The following is a 19,439-nucleotide window of genomic DNA, read 5'->3' on the forward strand; positions in this document are numbered from 1 at the left end:
AATAAACACATGAGCAAAGTAGCCATTATAATGGGAAGCATCTCAGACATGCCAGTTATGCAGGATGCAATCGACATATTAAAACAATTTAATGTAGAAGTTGAAGTAGATATCGTTTCGGCACACAGAACGCCGGAGAAATTATTCGATTTCAGTAAAAATGCACATACTCGCGGGATTTCGGTAATTATTGCCGGTGCGGGAGGTGCGGCGCATTTACCTGGAATGGTAGCTTCAATGTCTCCGCTTCCTGTAATTGGAGTTCCTGTAAAATCAAGCAATTCTATTGATGGCTGGGATTCGGTATTATCGATTCTGCAAATGCCGGGCGGAGTTCCTGTTGCAACTGTGGCTTTAAATGGCGCAAAAAATGCCGGAATTTTAGCAGCACAAATCATCGGAAGTCACGATAAAAAAGTTTTAGATACTATTATTTCTTATAAAGAAGAATTAAAAGCTGCAGTTAATAAAGCTGCTGAAGGTTTAAAGAAATAAGCTTTCTGATTCCTGCAAGGTTTCCAAAACCTTGTAGGTCTGATTATCACAATCAAAAAATAATACTTCAAAAATACCTACAAGGTTTTGAAAACCTTGCAGGATAAAAAAATGCAATATGAGTATCTTAACCCAATATTTCAATACCAAACATAACACCGCGCCTTTCTCGCAAATTAAAATAGAAGATTATGTTCCTGCATTCAACGAAGGAATTGCTTTGGCTAAAGCCGAAATTGATGCAATCGTAAACAATCCAGATGTACCGACTTTTGAAAACACCATTGTAGCGATGGATTTTTCGGGCGATATTTTAGATCGTCTTTCTAGTATTTTCTTTAATTTGAATTCGGCTGAAACGAATGACGAAATGCAGAAAATTGCTCAGGAAGTTTCGCCTTTACTTTCAGAATTTGGAAACGACATTCGTTTGAATGCTGAATTATTTGCAAAAGTAAAAGCGGTTTACGATCAAAAAGAAAGTTTAGGTTTAAATCCTGAACAAACAACTTTATTAGATAAAAAATACAAAAGCTTCTCCAGAAATGGAGCGAATTTGCCAGAAGACAAGAAAAATCAATTAAGAGAAATCGACAAAGAATTATCGAAATTAAGTCTGCAGTTTGGCGAAAATGTTTTGGCAGAAACCAACAACTTCGAATTGCATTTAACGGATGAGAAAGATTTATCTGGTTTGCCTGAAGGCACAATCGAAGCCGCAAGATTATTAGCTAAAAATCAGGAAAAAGAAGGCTGGGTTTTCACTTTAGATCATCCAAGTTATGTTCCGTTTTTGACTTATGCTGACAATCGTGAATTACGTAAAAAAATGGCGATTGCGTTTGGCGCAAAAGCTTTTCAGAATAATGAATTCGACAATCAGGAAAATGTTTTAAAAATTGCGAAACTTCGTTTTGAAAGAGCTAATTTATTAGGCTACAAAACGCACGCACATTTTGTTTTGGAAGAAAGAATGGCCGAAAGTCCAGAGAAAGTTTTTTCTTTTTTGAATGATTTGTTAGCAAAAGCAAAACCTGCAGCTCAAAAAGAGTTTACAGAATTAACTGCTTTTGCAAAAGAACTGGACGGAATCGAACAATTAGAAAAATGGGACGGCGCTTATTATTCTGAAAAATTAAAACAACAGCTTTTTAATTTAGATGATGAAAAACTGAAACCTTATTTTCAATTAGAAAAAGTTTTGGATGGCGCCTTTACTGTTGCCAAAAAACTATACGGTTTAACTTTTACCGAGGTTTTTGATATCGATAAATATCATGAAGAAGTTACGACTTATGAAGTAAGAGATGCCGAAAACAATTTGGTTTCGATTTTCTATGCTGATTTCTTCCCAAGAAAAGGAAAAAGAAACGGCGCGTGGATGACTTCATTCAAATCTCAATATGTAAAAGACGGCGTAAACGAAAGACCGCATATTTCTAACGTTTGTAATTTTACAAAGCCAACAGAAACAAAACCGTCTTTATTGACTTTTAATGAAGTAACAACTTTATTCCACGAATTTGGACACGGATTGCACGGAATGTTAGCAAATACGGTTTACCCAAGTTTATCGGGAACTTCTGTTTATTGGGATTTTGTAGAATTACCAAGTCAGATTATGGAAAACTGGTGTTACGAACCAGAAGCTTTGGCATTATTTGCAAATCATTATGAAACAGGAGAAATTATTCCGATTGAATATGTGCAGAAAATTAAAGAAAGTGCTAGTTTCCAGGAAGGTTTGGCAACATTGCGTCAGTTAAGTTTTGGATTATTAGATATGGCTTGGCATGGGCAAGATCCAACAAATATTACAGATTTAAAAGCTTTTGAAACAGAACAATTTGCTAACACGCAATTATATCCTGATGTAAAAGAAAATGCTATGAGCACGGCTTTCTCTCATATTTTTCAAGGCGGATATTCTTCTGGATATTACAGCTACAAATGGGCTGAAGTTTTAGATGCTGATGCTTTTGAATATTTTCACGAAAACGGAATTTTCAATGAAGAAATAGCGAAGAAATTTAAAGATAATGTTCTTTCTAAAGGTGGAACAGAACATCCAATGACTTTATACAAACGTTTTAGAGGACAAGAACCTAAACCTGAAGCTTTACTGAAAAGAGCAGGTCTTTTATAATTGCAGATTTCTGATTGTAGATTTTAGATTTTTTAATCTCAATCACTAATAAATTTTAGATTAAACCGAAGTATTTCAACTTCGGTTTTTTTATTTGATTTCTCTTAGAAATAATTTTAGTTATCTTCGTGTTTTTAAATCTTAATCTTACAAATACAAGCCGTGAAAAAATATTTTAGAATAGCTCTTTATCTTGCAATTATTGGATTGATTGCTATTGTTTCTATAAACTATTACGTAAAATCTTCTACTAAAAACAAGATTTATTATTCGGTTAAAAAATTTCCGAAAAATGATGTGGGAATTATTTTTGGTGCGGGAATTAATGGGAATCAGCCAAGTAAATATTTAAAGGATCGTCTTGATGCCGGGATTTTATTGTACAAGATGAAACGTATCAATAAAATTTTACTTTCGGGAGATAACGGGCGCGATGAGTATGATGAATTAACGGTTATGAAAAACTACTGTTTTAATCACGGAGTTGACACTGCAAAAATCTTTGTTGATTATGCCGGATTTGACACCTACTCTACTATGTATCGTGCAAAACATATTTTTAAAATTAAAAAAGCAACATTAATTTCTCAGGAATATCATTTAAACAGAGCGATTTATATTGGCAATAAACTTGGTGTAAAATCGGTGGGATACTCTGCAAACAATGGAGAATATCTTGGTTACAAATATGTAACTTTTAGGGAGTATGGTTCGATTTTTAAATCTTTTTTTGATGTATTAAGAAATCGTGAACCTCGTTTTTTAGGAAATGAAATTAATATAAATGGTGTTTCTAATTATTCTAAAGAAGATAAACGATAAAATCTTTTTAGTTTTATCATCTCAAATCTAATAATTGAGGTGTTTTGGTTGTATTGGGATCCGTATATAAATCAGCAGCTGTAACCAGTAAAACCTCAACCTCCATAAAAAGTTCATCGTAACCTAACAGCTTTTTTAGTGCTTCACATTTTTCTACAGTAAAATTCAGTTTTTGGTTTTGGGGAACATTTTGTACAAGCAGCATTTTAACGACTTCTTTAAAATCTTTACTGGATAATTGAATCTGAAAAGCTGTGGCGGAACTTGTAAGAAAATTGAATTCATCTAAATCATAGTGCTGTTCAGAAAGTATAAAAGATTTAGTTTCTCTTGATTTTAATTCCAGAAAAACTTTTCCGTCTAAATTAACCCATCGCCCTAAATCGCCAATAGCATACCGAAAAACAGGAAATCTTTTTCGGAAAGTATTGGTAACGGCAATTGTTCCATATCCGTCATTATCCGGATTAATGATTTCGATTATAATTCCTTCAATAACTGAAAACAAAGAAGGGTTTTGAGTAAAATCCGACAACGCCCAAATTCCAGTTTCGGCAGAACCGTACATGGAATAAATTTGTTTAATCCCAAATACTTTTTGCAAAAGTTTTTGTATTTCATGTCTTAAAAACTCCCCTGCATATAACAAATTTTGTATTTGCAGTTTTTGATTTTTCTCTTGTAAAAACTGTGCAAAGCATAATAATTTAGAAGGCGTTCCCAGTATAAAATCCGGTTTGAAATAAGCCGCGGCTTGTTCCATATCTTTATAACTGGCGTGCGCACTGAGTGCTAATGTTGTTGCCTGGCATTTTTCTAAAATATCATCCATTATAGCAGCTGTGCGATACATGTCTGAATATCCAAAAATATTTAAAGCGATTGTTTTGGAAGTAAAAAAATTATTCTCTGTTAATTCCTTTGCCATTGCAAGACGCTGGTTTTGATTTTCTTGTATGTCTACCGGAAAAACCAAAGGATTTTGAGTACTTCCGCCTGAACGTACTAAATATACCCCTATCTTTTCTTCGTGCAGTTTAAAATTGTTTTTCAAAATGGGCATCAATTCTTTTTTACTAAGAACCGGGGCTTTCTCTGCACAATCATGTTCTTTATAAAACTCAATATATAAAGGATTCTTTTTTGCTAATTCAAAATAATCCTGCAATTCTGACTTGTCTGTTTTTGAAATATCTGGGTGCATAATTTTTAAATTAATTTGCTCTTTTTTTGAAATAATACCAATTCCTGATTAAGCTTTGAGAATGGTTTATCAGGAATAACATTTTTTGGTACCAGGATGGTAATCGTTCCATGGCGTGTTCCAGCCATCGCTGTGATAACATGCCCATGAGCTGCTGGTCGTATTTATCTTTACTTTTATGATATCTTTCTATTGTAACGGGAGTTTTTAATTCTTTCCAATTAGAATATTTAATTCTCGACAAACTGCCCTCAACCTCTCTTACTTCGATGCAGACTTTGTTTAGTAATGCCGCTCTGGATTCGTTTTTTAAACTTTTTAGAACACGATACCAAAAATCAATTCCTTCGTTTAAGGATACATTTGTTTCGTAGCGAATATTTTCTAAATGCTTTTTTCTGATTACCACATTACTGCCAACTCCCATAATAAAATCCGGAGAACTGATGGTATGTAATATATCAGGAATCAAAAACAATTCATTTGAGAGCGAAGTCATTTCTTTTTTAAAGGATTGAATATTTGGCAGATAATAATCAGACGGAATTAATAAAATTCCGAGTACGAGAACATCTATGTTTTCCTGTTCCATAATTAAGCCGACTTCTTTTAAACAAGAAGAAGTATAACAATCATCGGCATCCAAAAAACTGATAAGATCTCCCGTTGCGAGTTCCATCCCTAAATTTCTTGCATGACCCGGGCCTTTATTTTCCTTTAATTCAATAACCTCAACATCTGTTAGTAAAAACTGCGGTGCAAAAAATGACAAGGCATCTTTTAGCAAAAACATACTTTGATCTGTACTAAAATCATCTACAATAATAATTTGTGAAGCTTTTTTTTCCTGAAAAGCCAGCGACCGAATCGTATCGTATATGAACGCTTCTTTATTATAAAGAGGAATTACAACTGTATGTTTCATGATTTTTACTCTGCTAATTGATAAATTAAAGCTCTGCCCTGATGTACGTTTACAACTGATTCATCTGAACCGCGAAACAAACCCGAACCATAGTTTTTGTCGTCTTTACACAGCAACATCCCTACTAAATGGATCAAGCGATTGTTTTCAAGATCTCTAAACTCTTTCTGTTCAACAAAATGCTGAATTAGATATTTACTCCAGTTTTCTCTAATAATGGTATCCCATTCCTGAGCCGTGCAATCACTTTTTACGTAAGCTCCAATTCCTCTTCCGCTGCTATTTAATTTTAAAATCAGGTTTTGATCGTTTTCAATAAAAGCATCACAGCCGGCGGGATCAACAATTACATAACTTGGAATTAGATATTGTTTTAAAAAATCGTAATCTTCTTCGCTTAGATAATCATACATTATATCGGCATCATACATTACGGCCAGAACCCTTTTGTCATGAATTAAAATTAAAGTCCTGATATCATTAAAATAGCAGTTTTGCTCAATCAGTTTATCAAGTACATCTGGTTTTATTTTTTTTAGTTCTTCCCGATCCATTTCTAATATAAACTGCGAAACGGGTTCTCCATTTACATAAATAGAATTGTTTGAAACAGTTAAATCCTGAGGTTTTACCGAAATTAATTCAACTCCCAATTTTGCTAATTCTTTTTGAAGATAAAAAATCTCGGTTCCTTTTTCGTCGTCGTGAACAAGAGCCAGTTTTTTATTTGGAGCAAATTGATAATATAAATCGTCGATCAGGTTTTTTAAATCGGGATCTTTAAAAGTTAATCCATCTTTAGTTTCACTTATTTCGTCGTTTATCAATTTTAGATAATAACTAATCATCCAGCCGTTTAGCGGATAACGGGCGCCTATCTCACAAATTTTTGCCTGATTGTTTGTATCATATAAAAAATCAGGGCGGTAAAAGCCCTGATTGTATGTTGCGCTGCTGCTTTTTTTTAATAAAGCTTCAAGGTCTTTGTCCAGCTGATAATAATTTCGAATTCTTTCGTCTCTAAAATAATGCTGGACAATTGCTTTACAAGCGTAATTTAAAATAGAACACAAACGATTCATTTCGTTATCATATCCTAAAGGTAGTTTTACCGAAGAATTAGCAAAAAAATGACTCCCCAATCCTGTATTTTTTTCAAAATATTCAGAAAATAATTCCTTCCATTTTTTCTGTTTTTCAGGCTGATTTTGCTGCAGACTTATTTTAGGGGCAATGTGCTGCGCTTTTGGTTCTTTCTTTGTAATCATGTATTGAAATATGAATTATAAACTAAGTTCTTCAATTTCCATAACATCTTCCATTACGGCAGATTTTTTAGCCAAATAGTCCTTAATGATAGTTTCCAGATCGTAGGTTTCCAGATCAACATTCATGGCTTTGGCATAATAGAAAATAGAACTTACGGCAAAAAAGAAGTGATTTTTTTCGGTTGGACCGCAGTGAACGCTTATCCAGGCTAATGTTTTGTCACGATCTTCTTCTGAAAAACCGTAATCGTTTGTAAGCCATGATTCAAATTTTGGAAGAATATATTCTACCTCGCCATGTGTATAAATTTCGTGGATTAAAGTTGTCAATAAAGCGATCATTATATCTTTATTTCGCAGCGAATTTTGGTCTTTCCACGCTTTAAAATCGTAGGCACTCTGGTTTAAATATTTACGAGAAAGCCAGTCATCGTCTGTACAAATATTGGTAGCCATGGTATAAAATAACTGAGAATGTAAAACTCTGCCCACAACTGCCAGGTCTTCGTCTACAATTCTATTTAAACTCGTGATAGACTGCAAAAGTGCTTCTTTGTCTGCAATAGGCTGTTTTTTGTGAACCAGCATTGTCATACGGTTGCTGATTCCTGCAACAGTCATTGCGCTGTTATTGGTTTGGCTCCAACTGTGAAAAAAACGCTGTAAACGCTCTTTGTCCTGAACTTTTGAGGTTAATTGTTTGAAGCTTTTTTCAATTTTTGAAAATGATTCCTCTTGATTAGGGAGAAACTTTAATAGTTGATCTTTTAAATAAGATTCTTCCATATCTTTAAGAACGGGAAGAATAATTGAACTTAGATTTGTCATGATTCTTGGGGTTTTAGGGTTTAATTTATTTTTAGTTTGTATTTTATTTTGACTGAAAATTCGTTATAGACAGTATAAAAATTCTTTTTAAAACTTATTCCTTAAATATTTACTGGCTTTAAAAATTGCCGCAAATACATTAACATCAGGTATTAGGTGGTTAATCTCTGCAATAAAAAGTCTTAACTGAGAGAGAACCCTTCTAATTTTTATATTAAGGAGTTTTGGTAAATTTGGAATGATAGTATTTAATTTTTCTAACTACATCAATATCTTTAAGGTGATATTGTTCTAACCATTCGGCTTCATCAAAAAAATTACATCTGGATTCTGCAATTACTGTAATAGGTTTATGTAATGAAATCTGATGCAGTTTATTCAATAATTCGGCGTATTGAAAATCATAAAGAGGATTGTACAGATAAAAAATAGTCCCATCGGAAATATCCGTTTTTAAAATATCGCCACAAATTGCAACAGCATTTTTTATTTGCTCTTTTTCGATTAAACCGGCACAGACTTCATGTCGTTCTTTAAGGATTTCAATTCCTTTAAACTTCGCATTTGGGTATTTTACAGCTCCATATAAAATTATGTTTCCATAACCGGAACCTAAATCGTAAAATACCGTTTCGTTTGTTATTACGATAGGATCAAAAAGATCTGATAAAAAACTGGAAGAGCCATATCGATACGAATTAAGTCCATATTTAATTGTAATCTCAGAAAGGCTTAAAGCTCCTTCAATAGTATTTGAATATTGGTCAATTTCTGATTGAATCTTTTTTAGCAGTTTCATATTATTTCATCATTAATAATTCTAATTTTTCCAGTGAACGTTTTGCTTTTTCCATTTTAGCGGCATATTCATCGTTTACTTTTTGAATATCGGCACTGCAAAAACTACAGGTGGTTTCTTCTTCATAAACATAATTATCGCAGCCATTGCATAGTTTAAGCGCTTTTGGAATTCTTGGAACTCTGTCTGTATCTGCTACCGGAACCAGAGGTGTATTATGAGGTGACTGCACTTCGATTACTTCTCCTTTTTCATTTTCAACTATGATTTCAAATAAACCAATATCAAAAGAGAGTCCGGGTGCTTCTTTTATTTTTCTTATTCTTTCGTGAAGTCCTTTCTTTTTTAATTCTAAGGCGCGATAATGGCAAAAAGGATTATTGCCTCTTTTTCCAAATAAGACATGACTAGTCCAGGTACAGCCAGCCAGACAAGAAGATTCGTAATAACAGCCTTTACATCCTCCCCATAATTCTTCTTTATTTCTATATCTGGAAAAAACCATTTCTTCGCTGTATCGCCAAATATCTTCGAGCTTCATGTCTTTTACATTCCCTCCTGTATATTCGGTTGTGGGTAATGACGGACAGCCTTTTATTTTGCCATCGGCTTCAATTCCAATTCCGGTATGTCCGGCAGAACATCCTGTATAATATTTTTCATTGCCTTGTCTCCAGATGTGCTCATAAGGTCCAAAGTAACCTATGTTGTTTCCTGCTTGTATTAAAACATTATTTGCCAGTGCTTTTCTGTATATAACGATAAGTTTTTCGTAAAAGTCAATTAGTTCATAAGGCTGCAGGATCAATTCTTCAGAATGGTCAACGGCATTTCCCATGGCAACTGCCAGTTGTATCTGCCAGTTTCTTACGCCATTTTCGATCAAAACATCCAGAAGTTCACTAAGTTCATTTTGATTCAATTTTGTAATCACTGTATTTACACTAGAAGGTATATTGTACTTTTTTAGTAATTGCAGACAATGGATCACATGCTCAAAAGAATCCCTTCTTCCTCTTATTTTATTGTGAGTATCCGGTAATCCATCAATAGAAACACCAATGTTTCTTATTCCTGCTTTTTTTGCATCACTAATTCGCTCTTCATTTAAATTATAAGCTCCAGACTGCATAGAACATTCAATTCCGCTTTCGTGTATTTTTTCAATTATTTCAAGCCAGTCTTTTCTTAAAAAAGCTTCGCCGCCAATAATTGTAATCTCTCTTGTACCAAGGCGTTTAAGACTATCAATAACGTCAAAACATTGTTCGGTAGTTAGTTCACCAGGTCTCACTTTTCCGGCTCTGGATCCGCAGTGCGAGCATTTCAAATTACAGGCAAGAGTTATTTCCCAAACGACATGAACCGGGGTCGCAGTTTTATAATCATCTCTTACTCTGTATCGTATAGAAGTCTTATCCATCTTAGTTGATTTAGGGTTTTGTTGATTTATTTAAAGAACGGTTTAAAAAGCAAGGCTTAATAAACCGTTCTTTTTAGATTACTTTCTAAGCTTTTCAATAGCCTCCAGCAATTCTACCAAAGCAGCGCTCAGGTCTCCCTGTTCTCTTACTGTTTGTTTTGCCTGTTCGGCCACTGCTTTCATTTTTTCTAAATCATTTGAAGCAATTGCTTCTCTGATTCCTGCTGCGTAAAGCATTACTACTCCCATAACATTTTGTTTTTTAGTTATTCCTACTCTTAAGGTTTTTCGGATTCACCCTTGTTATACTGAACAAGCCAGCTTATTTTTCTACTCATTTTTACTTTTTGTTCTTTAGGGCATCTATTGCTTCCAGTAATTCTAACAAAGCGGCACTTAAGTCTCCTTGTTCTTTTATCAGCTTTTTTGCCTGCTCAGCAATAGACTCCATCTTTGCTAAATCATTTGAAGCTATCGCTTCTCTGACCGCAGCACCGTAAGGCATCATTATTCCCATAGCTATTTTGTTTAATGAGTTATTAACCTCCAAACTGATGTAGAAAAATGGCCGGATCATTTGGGTTTAAACAAGTTAAATTACCCATCGTAACCGTTTTGCCATCTTTGTTTTTTCCGGTAATCATAATGTTTTTCATTCCTGTTCTTAATTGTCCAACACGATTACCGCCGGTTACTTCAATTCCCATTTCATGGGGTGTACCGGTTCTTGTGGCGATAACATTTCCTGATCCGTTTTCGATTAGGAGAATCTCTCCAATTGCCGGAGGAGGAAACGACTGCGTAACAGTAATATCAGTAAGCGGCCCCAGTGTTATATATTCTGGTAAAACTTCTGTGTTAATAGCATCTAAGTCTGGTTTAAGGAGGTTGATCGTTCTTCCAAACTCTGGGTTATTACTTGCATTTGTGCAGTACATCCATGGAGTCGTGAAAGAGGTCCCATCTTCTGTCTCTCCTATCGCTACATATCTCTGGTGTATTCCAAGTTTAGATTTTTGAGTTACAGAATTAAGATCAAGATTGTAAAATATTGATGTAATAAGTGTCCCAACAGCATATGTCCCGCTGGCGCCTTCGATAACAGGAAGAATAACAGGGCCAACGCCTCCGCCTTTCCAGTCTATATAAGGATACACATTTACGTTTTTAACTTTTCTAGGTATAGGTTGCATAATAATAATTTTTTGGGTCTTACTCATAAGGCTTTTCAGCTCCGCCTTCGCTTTTTCCTGTGCGAAACAGTTCGTTTTTTTAAGTGAGTTCTGCTCCACTACTACTATTATTTCGCAATGCATATTTTAAGAAACTATACTTGTTTATGGCATAAAAAGGGCTGTTCTTAAAAATCAAATAGAAATAATTAATAAAATAAATTCTGCCGGCTGCCTTTATTCTATACATTAAAATTAATTCTGATATACAGATGTTTACCTCAAAAATGTTATAAAAAGAATATTTTTTGTCATGAAACAGAAAAAACAAGCCATAAGATTATTCTTAGAAAACAGAAATACATTAAATAAGTTTTTATTTACATTTTATTTATGAAGTTCAAAGAAATATTTTTTTCAAACCGGAGATTTCGGTTTTCATTTTTGAAATAGATAAAATCGGAATGGAGATTTACAGCGAGGCTTTAGAAAAAGATAGGCGGAGATATATTACATAAATAATTCAAGTTGCTAGTTTAATAATTCAATAAATAAATTGGCTCTAAAAAAGTTTAATCCCTGCGGGCAAAGTCATTAAGTTAAGAGGAAATCTATAAAATTACTTAACAGTTTAATTAAGAAAGTCATTAGAAAAATCAGTTTTTATCAGCGTTTTCGCTTTAGCGAATCAGTAAAATCAGTGTCTAATTGTGACGCGGATAAAACAGATTTACTTCGTAAAAACGCTGATAAACACGGATTTGATTTGCAATAATTTTATTTTCTAAAAGCTTAACTTAATGACATTGCCCGGAGGGACAATTATATTGTGGTCATATTTTTTTTCTACCGATACTAAACCTCTATCGAGGTAAACTTACTACAATTTAGAAAACTCCGTTAGGAGTTAAATATCGGTAGAAATCAGTTTATTCATGTCAATTTTTGTCCTGCAGGGACTACACTTTATTAACTGGCAGCTTGAATTAAATATCAAAACAAAACGGAGTTTCTATCGCAGCAAATTGTTACGATAGAAACTCCGTTTATCAGGATTGGAATATCATTTAATATTTTGAAAAATCGTGAACCTTGTTTTTTTACGAAATGAAATTAATATAAACGCCTTCAAATTATTCTAAAGAAGATAAACAAAAAAGCCGAAGTAATACTTCAGCTTTTCATTTGGAGCAAAATTAAAATAAGACATTTTCGTTTGCGAAAAATGGATTATTTATTCTTACGAACAAATACCTCTTCAAACTGTTTAAGTTTAAGAGCTTTTGTTTCTTCAATTCGTTTCGCTTTCAGGTTAACATTTTTAGCAACTGTCGGTTGAGGTTTTGTAGTATACAAATAAGACTCAAACACATGGCTTAAATACAATGGAGATTTTCCTGTTCCTCTTGATGTATCAAAATTTTGAGATTGATGACATGTAAAACAGTTTACAAGATTTCCTGCATTAATATCGTGTACATCATTTTTAAATGTCTGTGTATAGGTTTCCATTGTAATATTTGCCAGATTCGAAGAACCTCTTGCCAATGAATCCGGAAGAACGCTCGATATTTGGCTTTTTACAATTGTTTGCGCCTGCTGCGCCGGAGTTAACCCATCTGTGTTTAACCAAATTGATCCGTTATAAAAATAATTTTTGAAAACGTCTGTTAACTTAGATGCTACACATTTATTGATAGTATCAATGTTATCAAAATTAGCAGGCTCAGACTGGCTTGTTGTCATGTATTCATTTGTACTTAGAACTTTTGGAATACCGTATTCATAAAGAATAAAAGCTTTATTTGGTGTTAATGGTTTCTTGCTTGTTTTATTCCATTTAATACCCTGCAGACCAGAAGTTGTGCCGCTTTCATAAAAAAGCATTTCGGCAGTTGAAGTTACAGAGTTGTTTTTCCAGTCATAAACCGGTGCCATCTCTTTGTGTTCAAAGGTTGCCCAGATAAATTCAGGATGATTTTTTACAACTCCTACAACGTGCATTCCTAACAATGCAACAGATTTTGCAACATATTGCCCCTGCTTATTTTTGAATGCTGCTTTAGTAACAAAATAATCTGCAATTTTTTCTTTCGGGATTGCATCTGTACTAATCCATGAAACTTTCAATTCAAGTGAACCAACAGGAAATGTTTCTAAATTTGAATAGGGTACTTTTCCGCTGTTAATTTCAGAAGCTGCCAAAGTTGCCTTATCCAGTAATATTTTACTAACATGTATAGAGTAAAATACGGTATCGCCGGCAGTTTTTCCAGGAACATTTTTTGGATTAGAAACCAAAACAGCTTCAGGTCCAGCCTGATTAATAGAGCTCAAAACTAATTTTAATCCCAACTGCGGAGCAACCGGCGCCATCTCAGGGCTAACCACATCCAGTGAATCTAAAAACAAAGGATTCCCGGACGGAAGTGGTTTTGTCAGCCAAAGAAATTTCTGCCATGACCATTGATGAAAGATACAATTTGTAGTGCTTGAAGCATCAAAAGGACTTCCGTCTCCTTCTGCAGGCGGCGGTGTTTGTTCGTGAGGAAACCAGCTTGCTTCGCACTCGCAAGGTTCTGCTGTTTCCGTTTTAGCATATCCTGTAACTCCGGCTTTTCCCAATATTTTTTCTTTATTCAAAAAAAATAATGTAACAGCTGCAGCAACAAAGACAACTAATAAGATGATAATAATAGGTTTTCTTTTCATGTTTTTGTGATTTATTTTTTTCGGTAATAAAAAGGCCGTCTGCAAAGACGACCCTTTCAATCAAAACTGTAACCAAATCAGGCATAATTAAATCCTAATTGTATCGTGCTTCGAGTTGTTTAAATTTGGTGTCTTTTAATTATGCCAACTCTGCTTGTAAATTTGCTACTGCTTTTACAGGTACATTTTCAATATTATGCTGGTAGTATGAAAAACCTCCTGTTCCGTTCCATGCACCGTCGATTGCTAAGTGAGCATCAAAATCGGCTAAAAATGCGCCAATTGCCGGTGGAGGAAAAGAATGAACGTATTGTCCTTGTAAACTTACTACTTGTGTAAATTGTCCAAATCCAGTTGCATATATTTTTCCTGTTACAGGAACAACTATATTTCCATCAGGACCGCTTATAGCCTGAGTAATTACTACTGTACCAGAAACAGAATTTTGTGATGGTACAACAACTAAACTAAATGATGCGATTGGAGCACCTGGTGTTCCTACATTTCCGATTGTGCCTTTTGCTAAATAAGCACCTGCTAATAAATCTGTCATAACTTTTATATTTTTGGTTTTCCTACTCATAAGGCTTTTCGGAACCGCCTCGTTTTTTTAAGTGGGTTCTGCTCCACCTATTTGATATTTTATATTCTTATTTAAATACTTTATCAAGCATATTAAATAACAATTTTTGGTTTATTTCGATATCAAAACTATATCAGATAAGTAGACATAATATAAAAAATGATATGAAGTGCTGTTTCTTTGACATGAATCAAACAAAAAGTGACACGAGAAAACAGGATGCGTAAAAACACCTGTTTGGAAAAAAGCTGACGTACTGAAGATTGAAATTAATTACAGCTTTTCAAAAAATATTATGCAAATGGATAAACAATTTCAACGGCTACTAATTGACACGAAGATTCTGTTATATCAGCTGTTGGCGGTATATAACCCGGCGGATTAGGCCTTATAGTTACTGCAGCTGAAGTATTGCTGTTTTCATTTACGACCTGACACGAATAAGACAATTCTTCTGATGGATTTCCAATTGATCGTCCTAGAAAGTTAAAGCTTGAAAATTTATTCTCCTCAAAATAATTTTTTACTTTTCTCGCATTACAATCTGTAAAAGTTATATACAACTCAAGAAATTGACTAAATACAAGGGAATTGATGAATCCAAAATCTCCGCCTTCGGTGAAATCAAAATTTGGCTGACTATTAAAGATATATCCGGTAAGATCTGATGGGGCCGGATATCCGTTTTTAATGGCATTTTTTACCGGTTCAGAAAGCATCCAGCCAGTATTTGTCCTGATATCAAAAGGAACCGGGGTTATCATCAGCTGCGGGTCAATAACAGGATTATTAACTATCGCTTCAACAACATAAGATGTTCCTGAGAATGTTTCTTTAAAAACACTGCTCATAGTGCCGTCTTCTAAAACATTTGACAAAAATTTTAATGGCGAAATAGTAATATCTTCTGAATTAAGGACGTTTATTTTTAAAAGTTCTGAGGATAATTTCTGTACATCATTATTATTCGTGTATGAAACAACAGGAACTTTACTCAACTGATCTGTAATATTATCAGGATTAGACGGTTCAAACCACATTCCCGGAATTAAATTGTCTGACCCGGTTAACGAAAGTCCTTTATTTTGAGTGCTGGGATAATTAAGATTATAAATTATCATTGCTAAAGTATGAACCGCATTAGCAATCTCTGCCGTAACCGCTCCCGAAGCACCAGATAAACTATAGATGTTTTCCATTAATTTCTTCATTTCAGGAATAAAGTATTCTTCTGTTGGGATCTCACTATAAATTTTTGAAAATTCATCAATATGGGTATAAGGATATGAAGGTTCATCTTTTAAAACCAGAATATATTCAGGATTTATCCATACTGTATTTAGAGTATCTGTAACTTGAATTAATGCAATATTTGTATTCGTTTCATTTAATTTGCTGATATTGTTTGGATGATATTTATCTACATAAGCATTCCATAATGGAATCAAATCCGTAACTGTAGATGCAACTTTACTGCTTATTTCTTCTTGTTCGGCTTTATCTTTTGGAGATAGCTGATATCTTATTTTCAAATACACACTCAAATAGCTGTTTATAAATGAATCTAATGTTAAGCCTGCTTGTCTGACTCCATATTGAATCCCTTCGCCGGATATTCTTTGGTTTAAAAAATTATTATATAAACTAGCGTTAACTTCTCCCTTATTGTTCATAAAATAAAAGGAAGCCTGCCCGCTGGACGTTCCGGTTAAAAGCTGCAATTTTTCTGAATTCGGCAATTGCAGAATAATATTAGACATATATTCAGCATAGGTCTGATTTTCTACAGAATCATCCTGTACACTTTCAATAAATATTTTATCATCAATGTTTGATATAAGATTTCCCATTAGCTTTCATTTAAATTCTAAAATTTAGATTTGAAGTTATTTTCAACTATAAAAAATAACTTCAAAGTTTAATAACAAGAGGGTTATCAATCATCTCATTATGATTAACAACCCTCTTTAACTATTTTAAAACAATAATTAGGCGAAAGGATATACTACACCTACAGCAACTAATTGAGATAGTGATTGATTGATATTGTCTGTTCCGGGAACATAACCAGGAGCTTCAGGTTTTATAGTAACTCTAATTGAAGTAGCAGTTTCATCGCTGAAAGAATAGCTATAGCTTGAAGATTGGCTTGCTCCTCCTAAACGAATACCTAAGAAATACACGCCCATATCTGTATGCTCTTCAAAGTACTTTTTAACCTGGTTGCTGTCACATTTATCAAAACCAATGTTTATTTCAAGAAATTGGCTAAAAATCAATGAATTAATATATCCAAAATCTGCACCTTCATTAAAGTCAAAATTTGGGTTGCTATTAAATACATAACCAGTAATACCTGTTGGAGCAGGATATCCGTTTTTAATGGCATCTTTTACCGGAGAAGTTGACATCCAACCCTGTCTTGTTGAAATATTATAAAGCATTGGACTGCTGCTCATAAGCGGACTAACTGTAGCGTTATTAACTACTACATCTACTGTAAAATTCGAGCCTGAATAATCTCTTTCGAAAATACTGGTTTTAGCACCGCCGCTAACTCCAACAGAAAAAAATGATAAAATTGGAATAGATATTCCTGCACTTACAGAAGCCTGAACGTTTAATGTTGTTTCAGTAGATTTAGTAACTCTTTTTGAAACTCTGAAAACTGAAGAAGGAGGATTAGTTCTAAGCTGATCTACTATTGCATTTGGTCTTGCTGGTTCAAATACCAATCCCGGAATTGCTTTATCTGATCCTGTAATTGTCATTCCGCCATTTCCATCGTCACCTGTTGTTGGTCTTTGAATATTATCAATAATACCAGCTAAAGTTTGCGTTGCATTAGCAATATCTGCAGTAATAGCCCCTGCAGCACCAGATTTATTAAACACCTCAATCATATAATCTCTCATTTGTTTAGAAACTGATACCGGTATTTTACTGTAAATTGTATTAAAGTCGTTTAAATGTGTATAAGGATAAGAAGAGTCTTTTTCTATAATTTCTTTGAATTTTGGATTAAGCCAAACCGTATTTAGAGTACTAGTCATTTGAATCAAAGCCACATCAGTATTAGTTGCATTTAGCTTTTTAACATCTGTTGGCAAAACCGCTTCGTACCAGGCATTCCAAACAGGAATAAGGGCTCTTACTGTAGAAGCAACATCTGCATTAACTCTTTGTTGTGTCGCTTTGTCGTTTGGAGATAACTGATATCTTAATTTTGTATAAACACTTAGATAACTATTCGTAAATGCATCCTGTGTAAGTCCAACCTGCTCAACACCATTAGCCGTTCCTTCTCCTTCAATTCTTTGGTTCAATAAATTGTTGTACAAAGTCGAATTAACTGCACTAGTTGCGTCGTCCAGAAAATAAAAAGAAGCCTGCGCGCTCGAAGTATTGGTTAATAATTTCAACTTACCCGGATTTGGAAGCTGCTTAATAATATTTGACATATACTCCGCATAAACTTCATATTCTGCTGGTGTGCCAATTGTCTTCAAAGTTGCATTCTCTTTCAAAATTTCTTGTAAAGTTTCCATGATAAATTTGTTTTTTGGGTTCCTACTCGTAAGGCTTTTCAGATTCCGCCTCGTTTTTTATAGTGGTCTCTGCTCCACATTAAAATAAAATTGAAAATAGATTTAGCTAGCCTTTAAATTTTCAGCGTCAAATTTACTTTAGAACAATTCCTACAATACAAAAAATGTCATGAAGTATAAAATATTAGTAATGAAACACTTAAAAATACAACATAAAATTATTCTTACATCAAAAACCATTTTGAATAAAACAACTTGAAAACAAACTTTCAATTATTTTTGAAAGTTTAAAAACTTTTACTTACATTTGATCCATGGAATTCAAAGAAGCAAAAAATAAGTTTGTACAAACCTGGGGGGCATTAGGCTCACAATGGGGAATTAATAAAACGATGGCACAAATCCACGCTTTATTAATGGTCTCAAACGAAGCTGTTTCTATGGAGGACATTATGGAAGAATTACAGATTTCGCGCGGCAATGCCAGCATGAACCTAAGAGCTTTAATGGATTGGGGAATTGTTTATAAAGAATTTAAAGCCGGAGAAAGAAAAGAATTCTTTACTGCCGAAAAAGATTTAGACGAATTAGCCGCAAAAATTTCCAGAGAAAGAAGCAAACGAGAAATTAAACCGGCTCTTAAAATATTAAAAGAAGTTTCGACAATCGAAGCAAAAGATTCAGCAGAAGAAAAACACTTTGTTGACCAAACTTCCAAATTATACGATTTCGTTTTAAAGGCAGATAATATGCTGGACAAAATGACTGAATTCAATGAAAACTGGTTAGGGAAATTAGTTATAAAAATGATGAAGTAAAAAAATTTAACCAAAACTTTCATTTTTTTCTGAAAGTTTAAAAATAACAAATAGTTATGAAAACAACTTCCAAAGTTTTAGAAATTATTAATATTTGTGCATTATTATTCTTGCTACTTGGAGCATACGGAATAGCAATTACAGGAGTACTGCAAGTTTTGGCTGCGATTTTATTTCTAATACTATTTCCGAAAAACAAACTGATCTATATTTATTTTGGTTTGGTAATTATTTTCTTCCTGATCTGGAATGGAGAATTTAACTGGCTTTTCTTGTTGCCAATTTCATTAATATTCTTCCTTACGTTTATTATTTACAATCAAAAAAAGAAATCATGAACCTCAACATTATTGGATATTTAATCTACTTAGGAATTACGACTTTCATCATTCTAAAAGTTGGAAAAATCTGCTGCAAAAATGGAAATATTTATGTTGCTGATCTAATTCCAAATCATGCTGACCTCTGCCAAAAAATCAATCAGGTTTTGCTTTTGGGATATTATCTCTTAAACATTGGTTATTGTACCATGACTTTAATTTCCTGGCAAAAAATTATTTCATCAACACAATTGATTGAAACAATCTGTATAAAAACAGCTGTCATAATTTTTATTATCTCAGTTCTGCATTACCTCAACATTTTAATTATAACTAAATACATTCAAAAACTAATTAATAACAACAAAAACTAAAT

At 33.7% G+C, this 19,439-nt stretch carries 19 protein-coding genes; 6 read left to right on the forward strand and 13 right to left on the reverse strand.

Annotation, left to right across the window (positions count from 1 at the left end):
- The first annotated feature begins 9 nt into the window (after positions 1–9).
- The 3 genes from purE (at position 10) to AABD74_RS02150 (ending at position 3,463) form a co-directional block, all read left to right on the forward strand.
- Positions 10–495, forward strand: coding sequence for a 5-(carboxyamino)imidazole ribonucleotide mutase (gene purE / locus AABD74_RS02140; protein WP_012022518.1), 486 nt, complete (start codon positions 10–12; stop codon positions 493–495).
- Between the two features lie 118 nt (positions 496–613).
- A complete protein-coding gene (locus AABD74_RS02145) occupies positions 614–2,641 on the forward strand; it encodes a M3 family metallopeptidase (RefSeq protein WP_406844544.1) in 2,028 nt (675 codons plus the stop codon).
- A gap of 162 nt (positions 2,642–2,803) precedes the next feature.
- Entirely contained in the window at positions 2,804–3,463 is a 660-nt protein-coding gene (locus AABD74_RS02150; RefSeq protein WP_406844545.1) for a vancomycin high temperature exclusion protein, read from the forward strand.
- 16 nt (positions 3,464–3,479) lie between these two features.
- Here AABD74_RS02150 and AABD74_RS02155 read toward each other — a convergent pair whose 3' ends face one another.
- The 13 genes from AABD74_RS02155 to AABD74_RS02215 form a co-directional block, all read right to left on the reverse strand.
- On the reverse strand, positions 3,480–4,667 hold the full coding sequence (locus AABD74_RS02155; RefSeq protein ID WP_406844546.1) for a hypothetical protein: 1,188 nt from the start codon (positions 4,665–4,667) through the stop codon (positions 3,480–3,482).
- Positions 4,668–4,677: 10 nt separating this feature from the next.
- On the reverse strand, positions 4,678–5,592 hold the full coding sequence (locus tag AABD74_RS02160) for a glycosyltransferase family 2 protein (RefSeq protein WP_406844547.1): 915 nt from the start codon (positions 5,590–5,592) through the stop codon (positions 4,678–4,680).
- Between the two features lie 5 nt (positions 5,593–5,597).
- A complete protein-coding gene (locus AABD74_RS02165) occupies positions 5,598–6,860 on the reverse strand; it encodes a hypothetical protein (RefSeq protein ID WP_406844548.1) in 1,263 nt (420 codons plus the stop codon).
- Between the two features lie 15 nt (positions 6,861–6,875).
- The gene (locus AABD74_RS02170) at positions 6,876–7,688 is read right to left on the reverse strand and encodes a hypothetical protein (RefSeq protein ID WP_406844549.1); all 813 of its coding nucleotides are present in this window, start codon (positions 7,686–7,688) and stop codon (positions 6,876–6,878) included.
- 214 nt (positions 7,689–7,902) lie between these two features.
- Positions 7,903–8,487: a hypothetical protein gene (locus AABD74_RS02175; protein WP_406844550.1), complete on the reverse strand. Its 585-nt coding sequence runs from the start codon at positions 8,485–8,487 to the stop codon at positions 7,903–7,905.
- A 1-nt stretch (position 8,488) separates the two neighbouring features.
- The gene (locus tag AABD74_RS02180; RefSeq protein ID WP_406844551.1) at positions 8,489–9,910 is read right to left on the reverse strand and encodes a radical SAM protein; all 1,422 of its coding nucleotides are present in this window, start codon (positions 9,908–9,910) and stop codon (positions 8,489–8,491) included.
- A 78-nt stretch (positions 9,911–9,988) separates the two neighbouring features.
- The gene (locus tag AABD74_RS02185; RefSeq protein ID WP_406844552.1) at positions 9,989–10,159 is read right to left on the reverse strand and encodes a DUF1843 domain-containing protein; all 171 of its coding nucleotides are present in this window, start codon (positions 10,157–10,159) and stop codon (positions 9,989–9,991) included.
- A 91-nt stretch (positions 10,160–10,250) separates the two neighbouring features.
- The gene (locus AABD74_RS02190) at positions 10,251–10,427 is read right to left on the reverse strand and encodes a DUF1843 domain-containing protein (protein WP_232680628.1); all 177 of its coding nucleotides are present in this window, start codon (positions 10,425–10,427) and stop codon (positions 10,251–10,253) included.
- A 22-nt stretch (positions 10,428–10,449) separates the two neighbouring features.
- Positions 10,450–11,103 (reverse strand): hypothetical protein, encoded by a 654-nt coding sequence (locus AABD74_RS02195; RefSeq protein ID WP_232680626.1) that lies wholly within the window; start codon positions 11,101–11,103, stop codon positions 10,450–10,452.
- A gap of 1,209 nt (positions 11,104–12,312) precedes the next feature.
- Complete coding sequence (locus tag AABD74_RS02200) at positions 12,313–13,794, reverse strand: hypothetical protein (RefSeq protein ID WP_406844553.1); 1,482 nt, start codon at positions 13,792–13,794, stop codon at positions 12,313–12,315.
- A 139-nt stretch (positions 13,795–13,933) separates the two neighbouring features.
- Positions 13,934–14,347, reverse strand: coding sequence for a DUF1842 domain-containing protein (locus AABD74_RS02205; RefSeq protein WP_406844554.1), 414 nt, complete (start codon positions 14,345–14,347; stop codon positions 13,934–13,936).
- A 323-nt stretch (positions 14,348–14,670) separates the two neighbouring features.
- The gene (locus AABD74_RS02210) at positions 14,671–16,227 is read right to left on the reverse strand and encodes a hypothetical protein (RefSeq protein WP_406844555.1); all 1,557 of its coding nucleotides are present in this window, start codon (positions 16,225–16,227) and stop codon (positions 14,671–14,673) included.
- 138 nt (positions 16,228–16,365) lie between these two features.
- Entirely contained in the window at positions 16,366–17,925 is a 1,560-nt protein-coding gene (locus AABD74_RS02215; protein WP_406844556.1) for a hypothetical protein, read from the reverse strand.
- A gap of 314 nt (positions 17,926–18,239) precedes the next feature.
- Here AABD74_RS02215 and AABD74_RS02220 point away from each other — a divergent pair, with 314 nt between their 5' ends.
- From AABD74_RS02220 to AABD74_RS02230, 3 genes are read left to right on the forward strand one after another with little or no spacing between them, the layout of a single operon-like run.
- Positions 18,240–18,743, forward strand: coding sequence for a GbsR/MarR family transcriptional regulator (locus AABD74_RS02220; protein ID WP_232680616.1), 504 nt, complete (start codon positions 18,240–18,242; stop codon positions 18,741–18,743).
- Between the two features lie 56 nt (positions 18,744–18,799).
- Positions 18,800–19,081: a hypothetical protein gene (locus AABD74_RS02225; RefSeq protein WP_406844557.1), complete on the forward strand. Its 282-nt coding sequence runs from the start codon at positions 18,800–18,802 to the stop codon at positions 19,079–19,081.
- Entirely contained in the window at positions 19,078–19,437 is a 360-nt protein-coding gene (locus AABD74_RS02230) for a hypothetical protein (protein WP_232680612.1), read from the forward strand. Before AABD74_RS02225 ends, AABD74_RS02230 begins: the two co-directional genes overlap by 4 nt.
- Positions 19,438–19,439 lie beyond the last annotated feature (2 nt).

Source organism: Flavobacterium soyae (assembly GCF_045348165.1).
GTDB classification, from domain to species: domain Bacteria; phylum Bacteroidota; class Bacteroidia; order Flavobacteriales; family Flavobacteriaceae; genus Flavobacterium; species Flavobacterium soyae.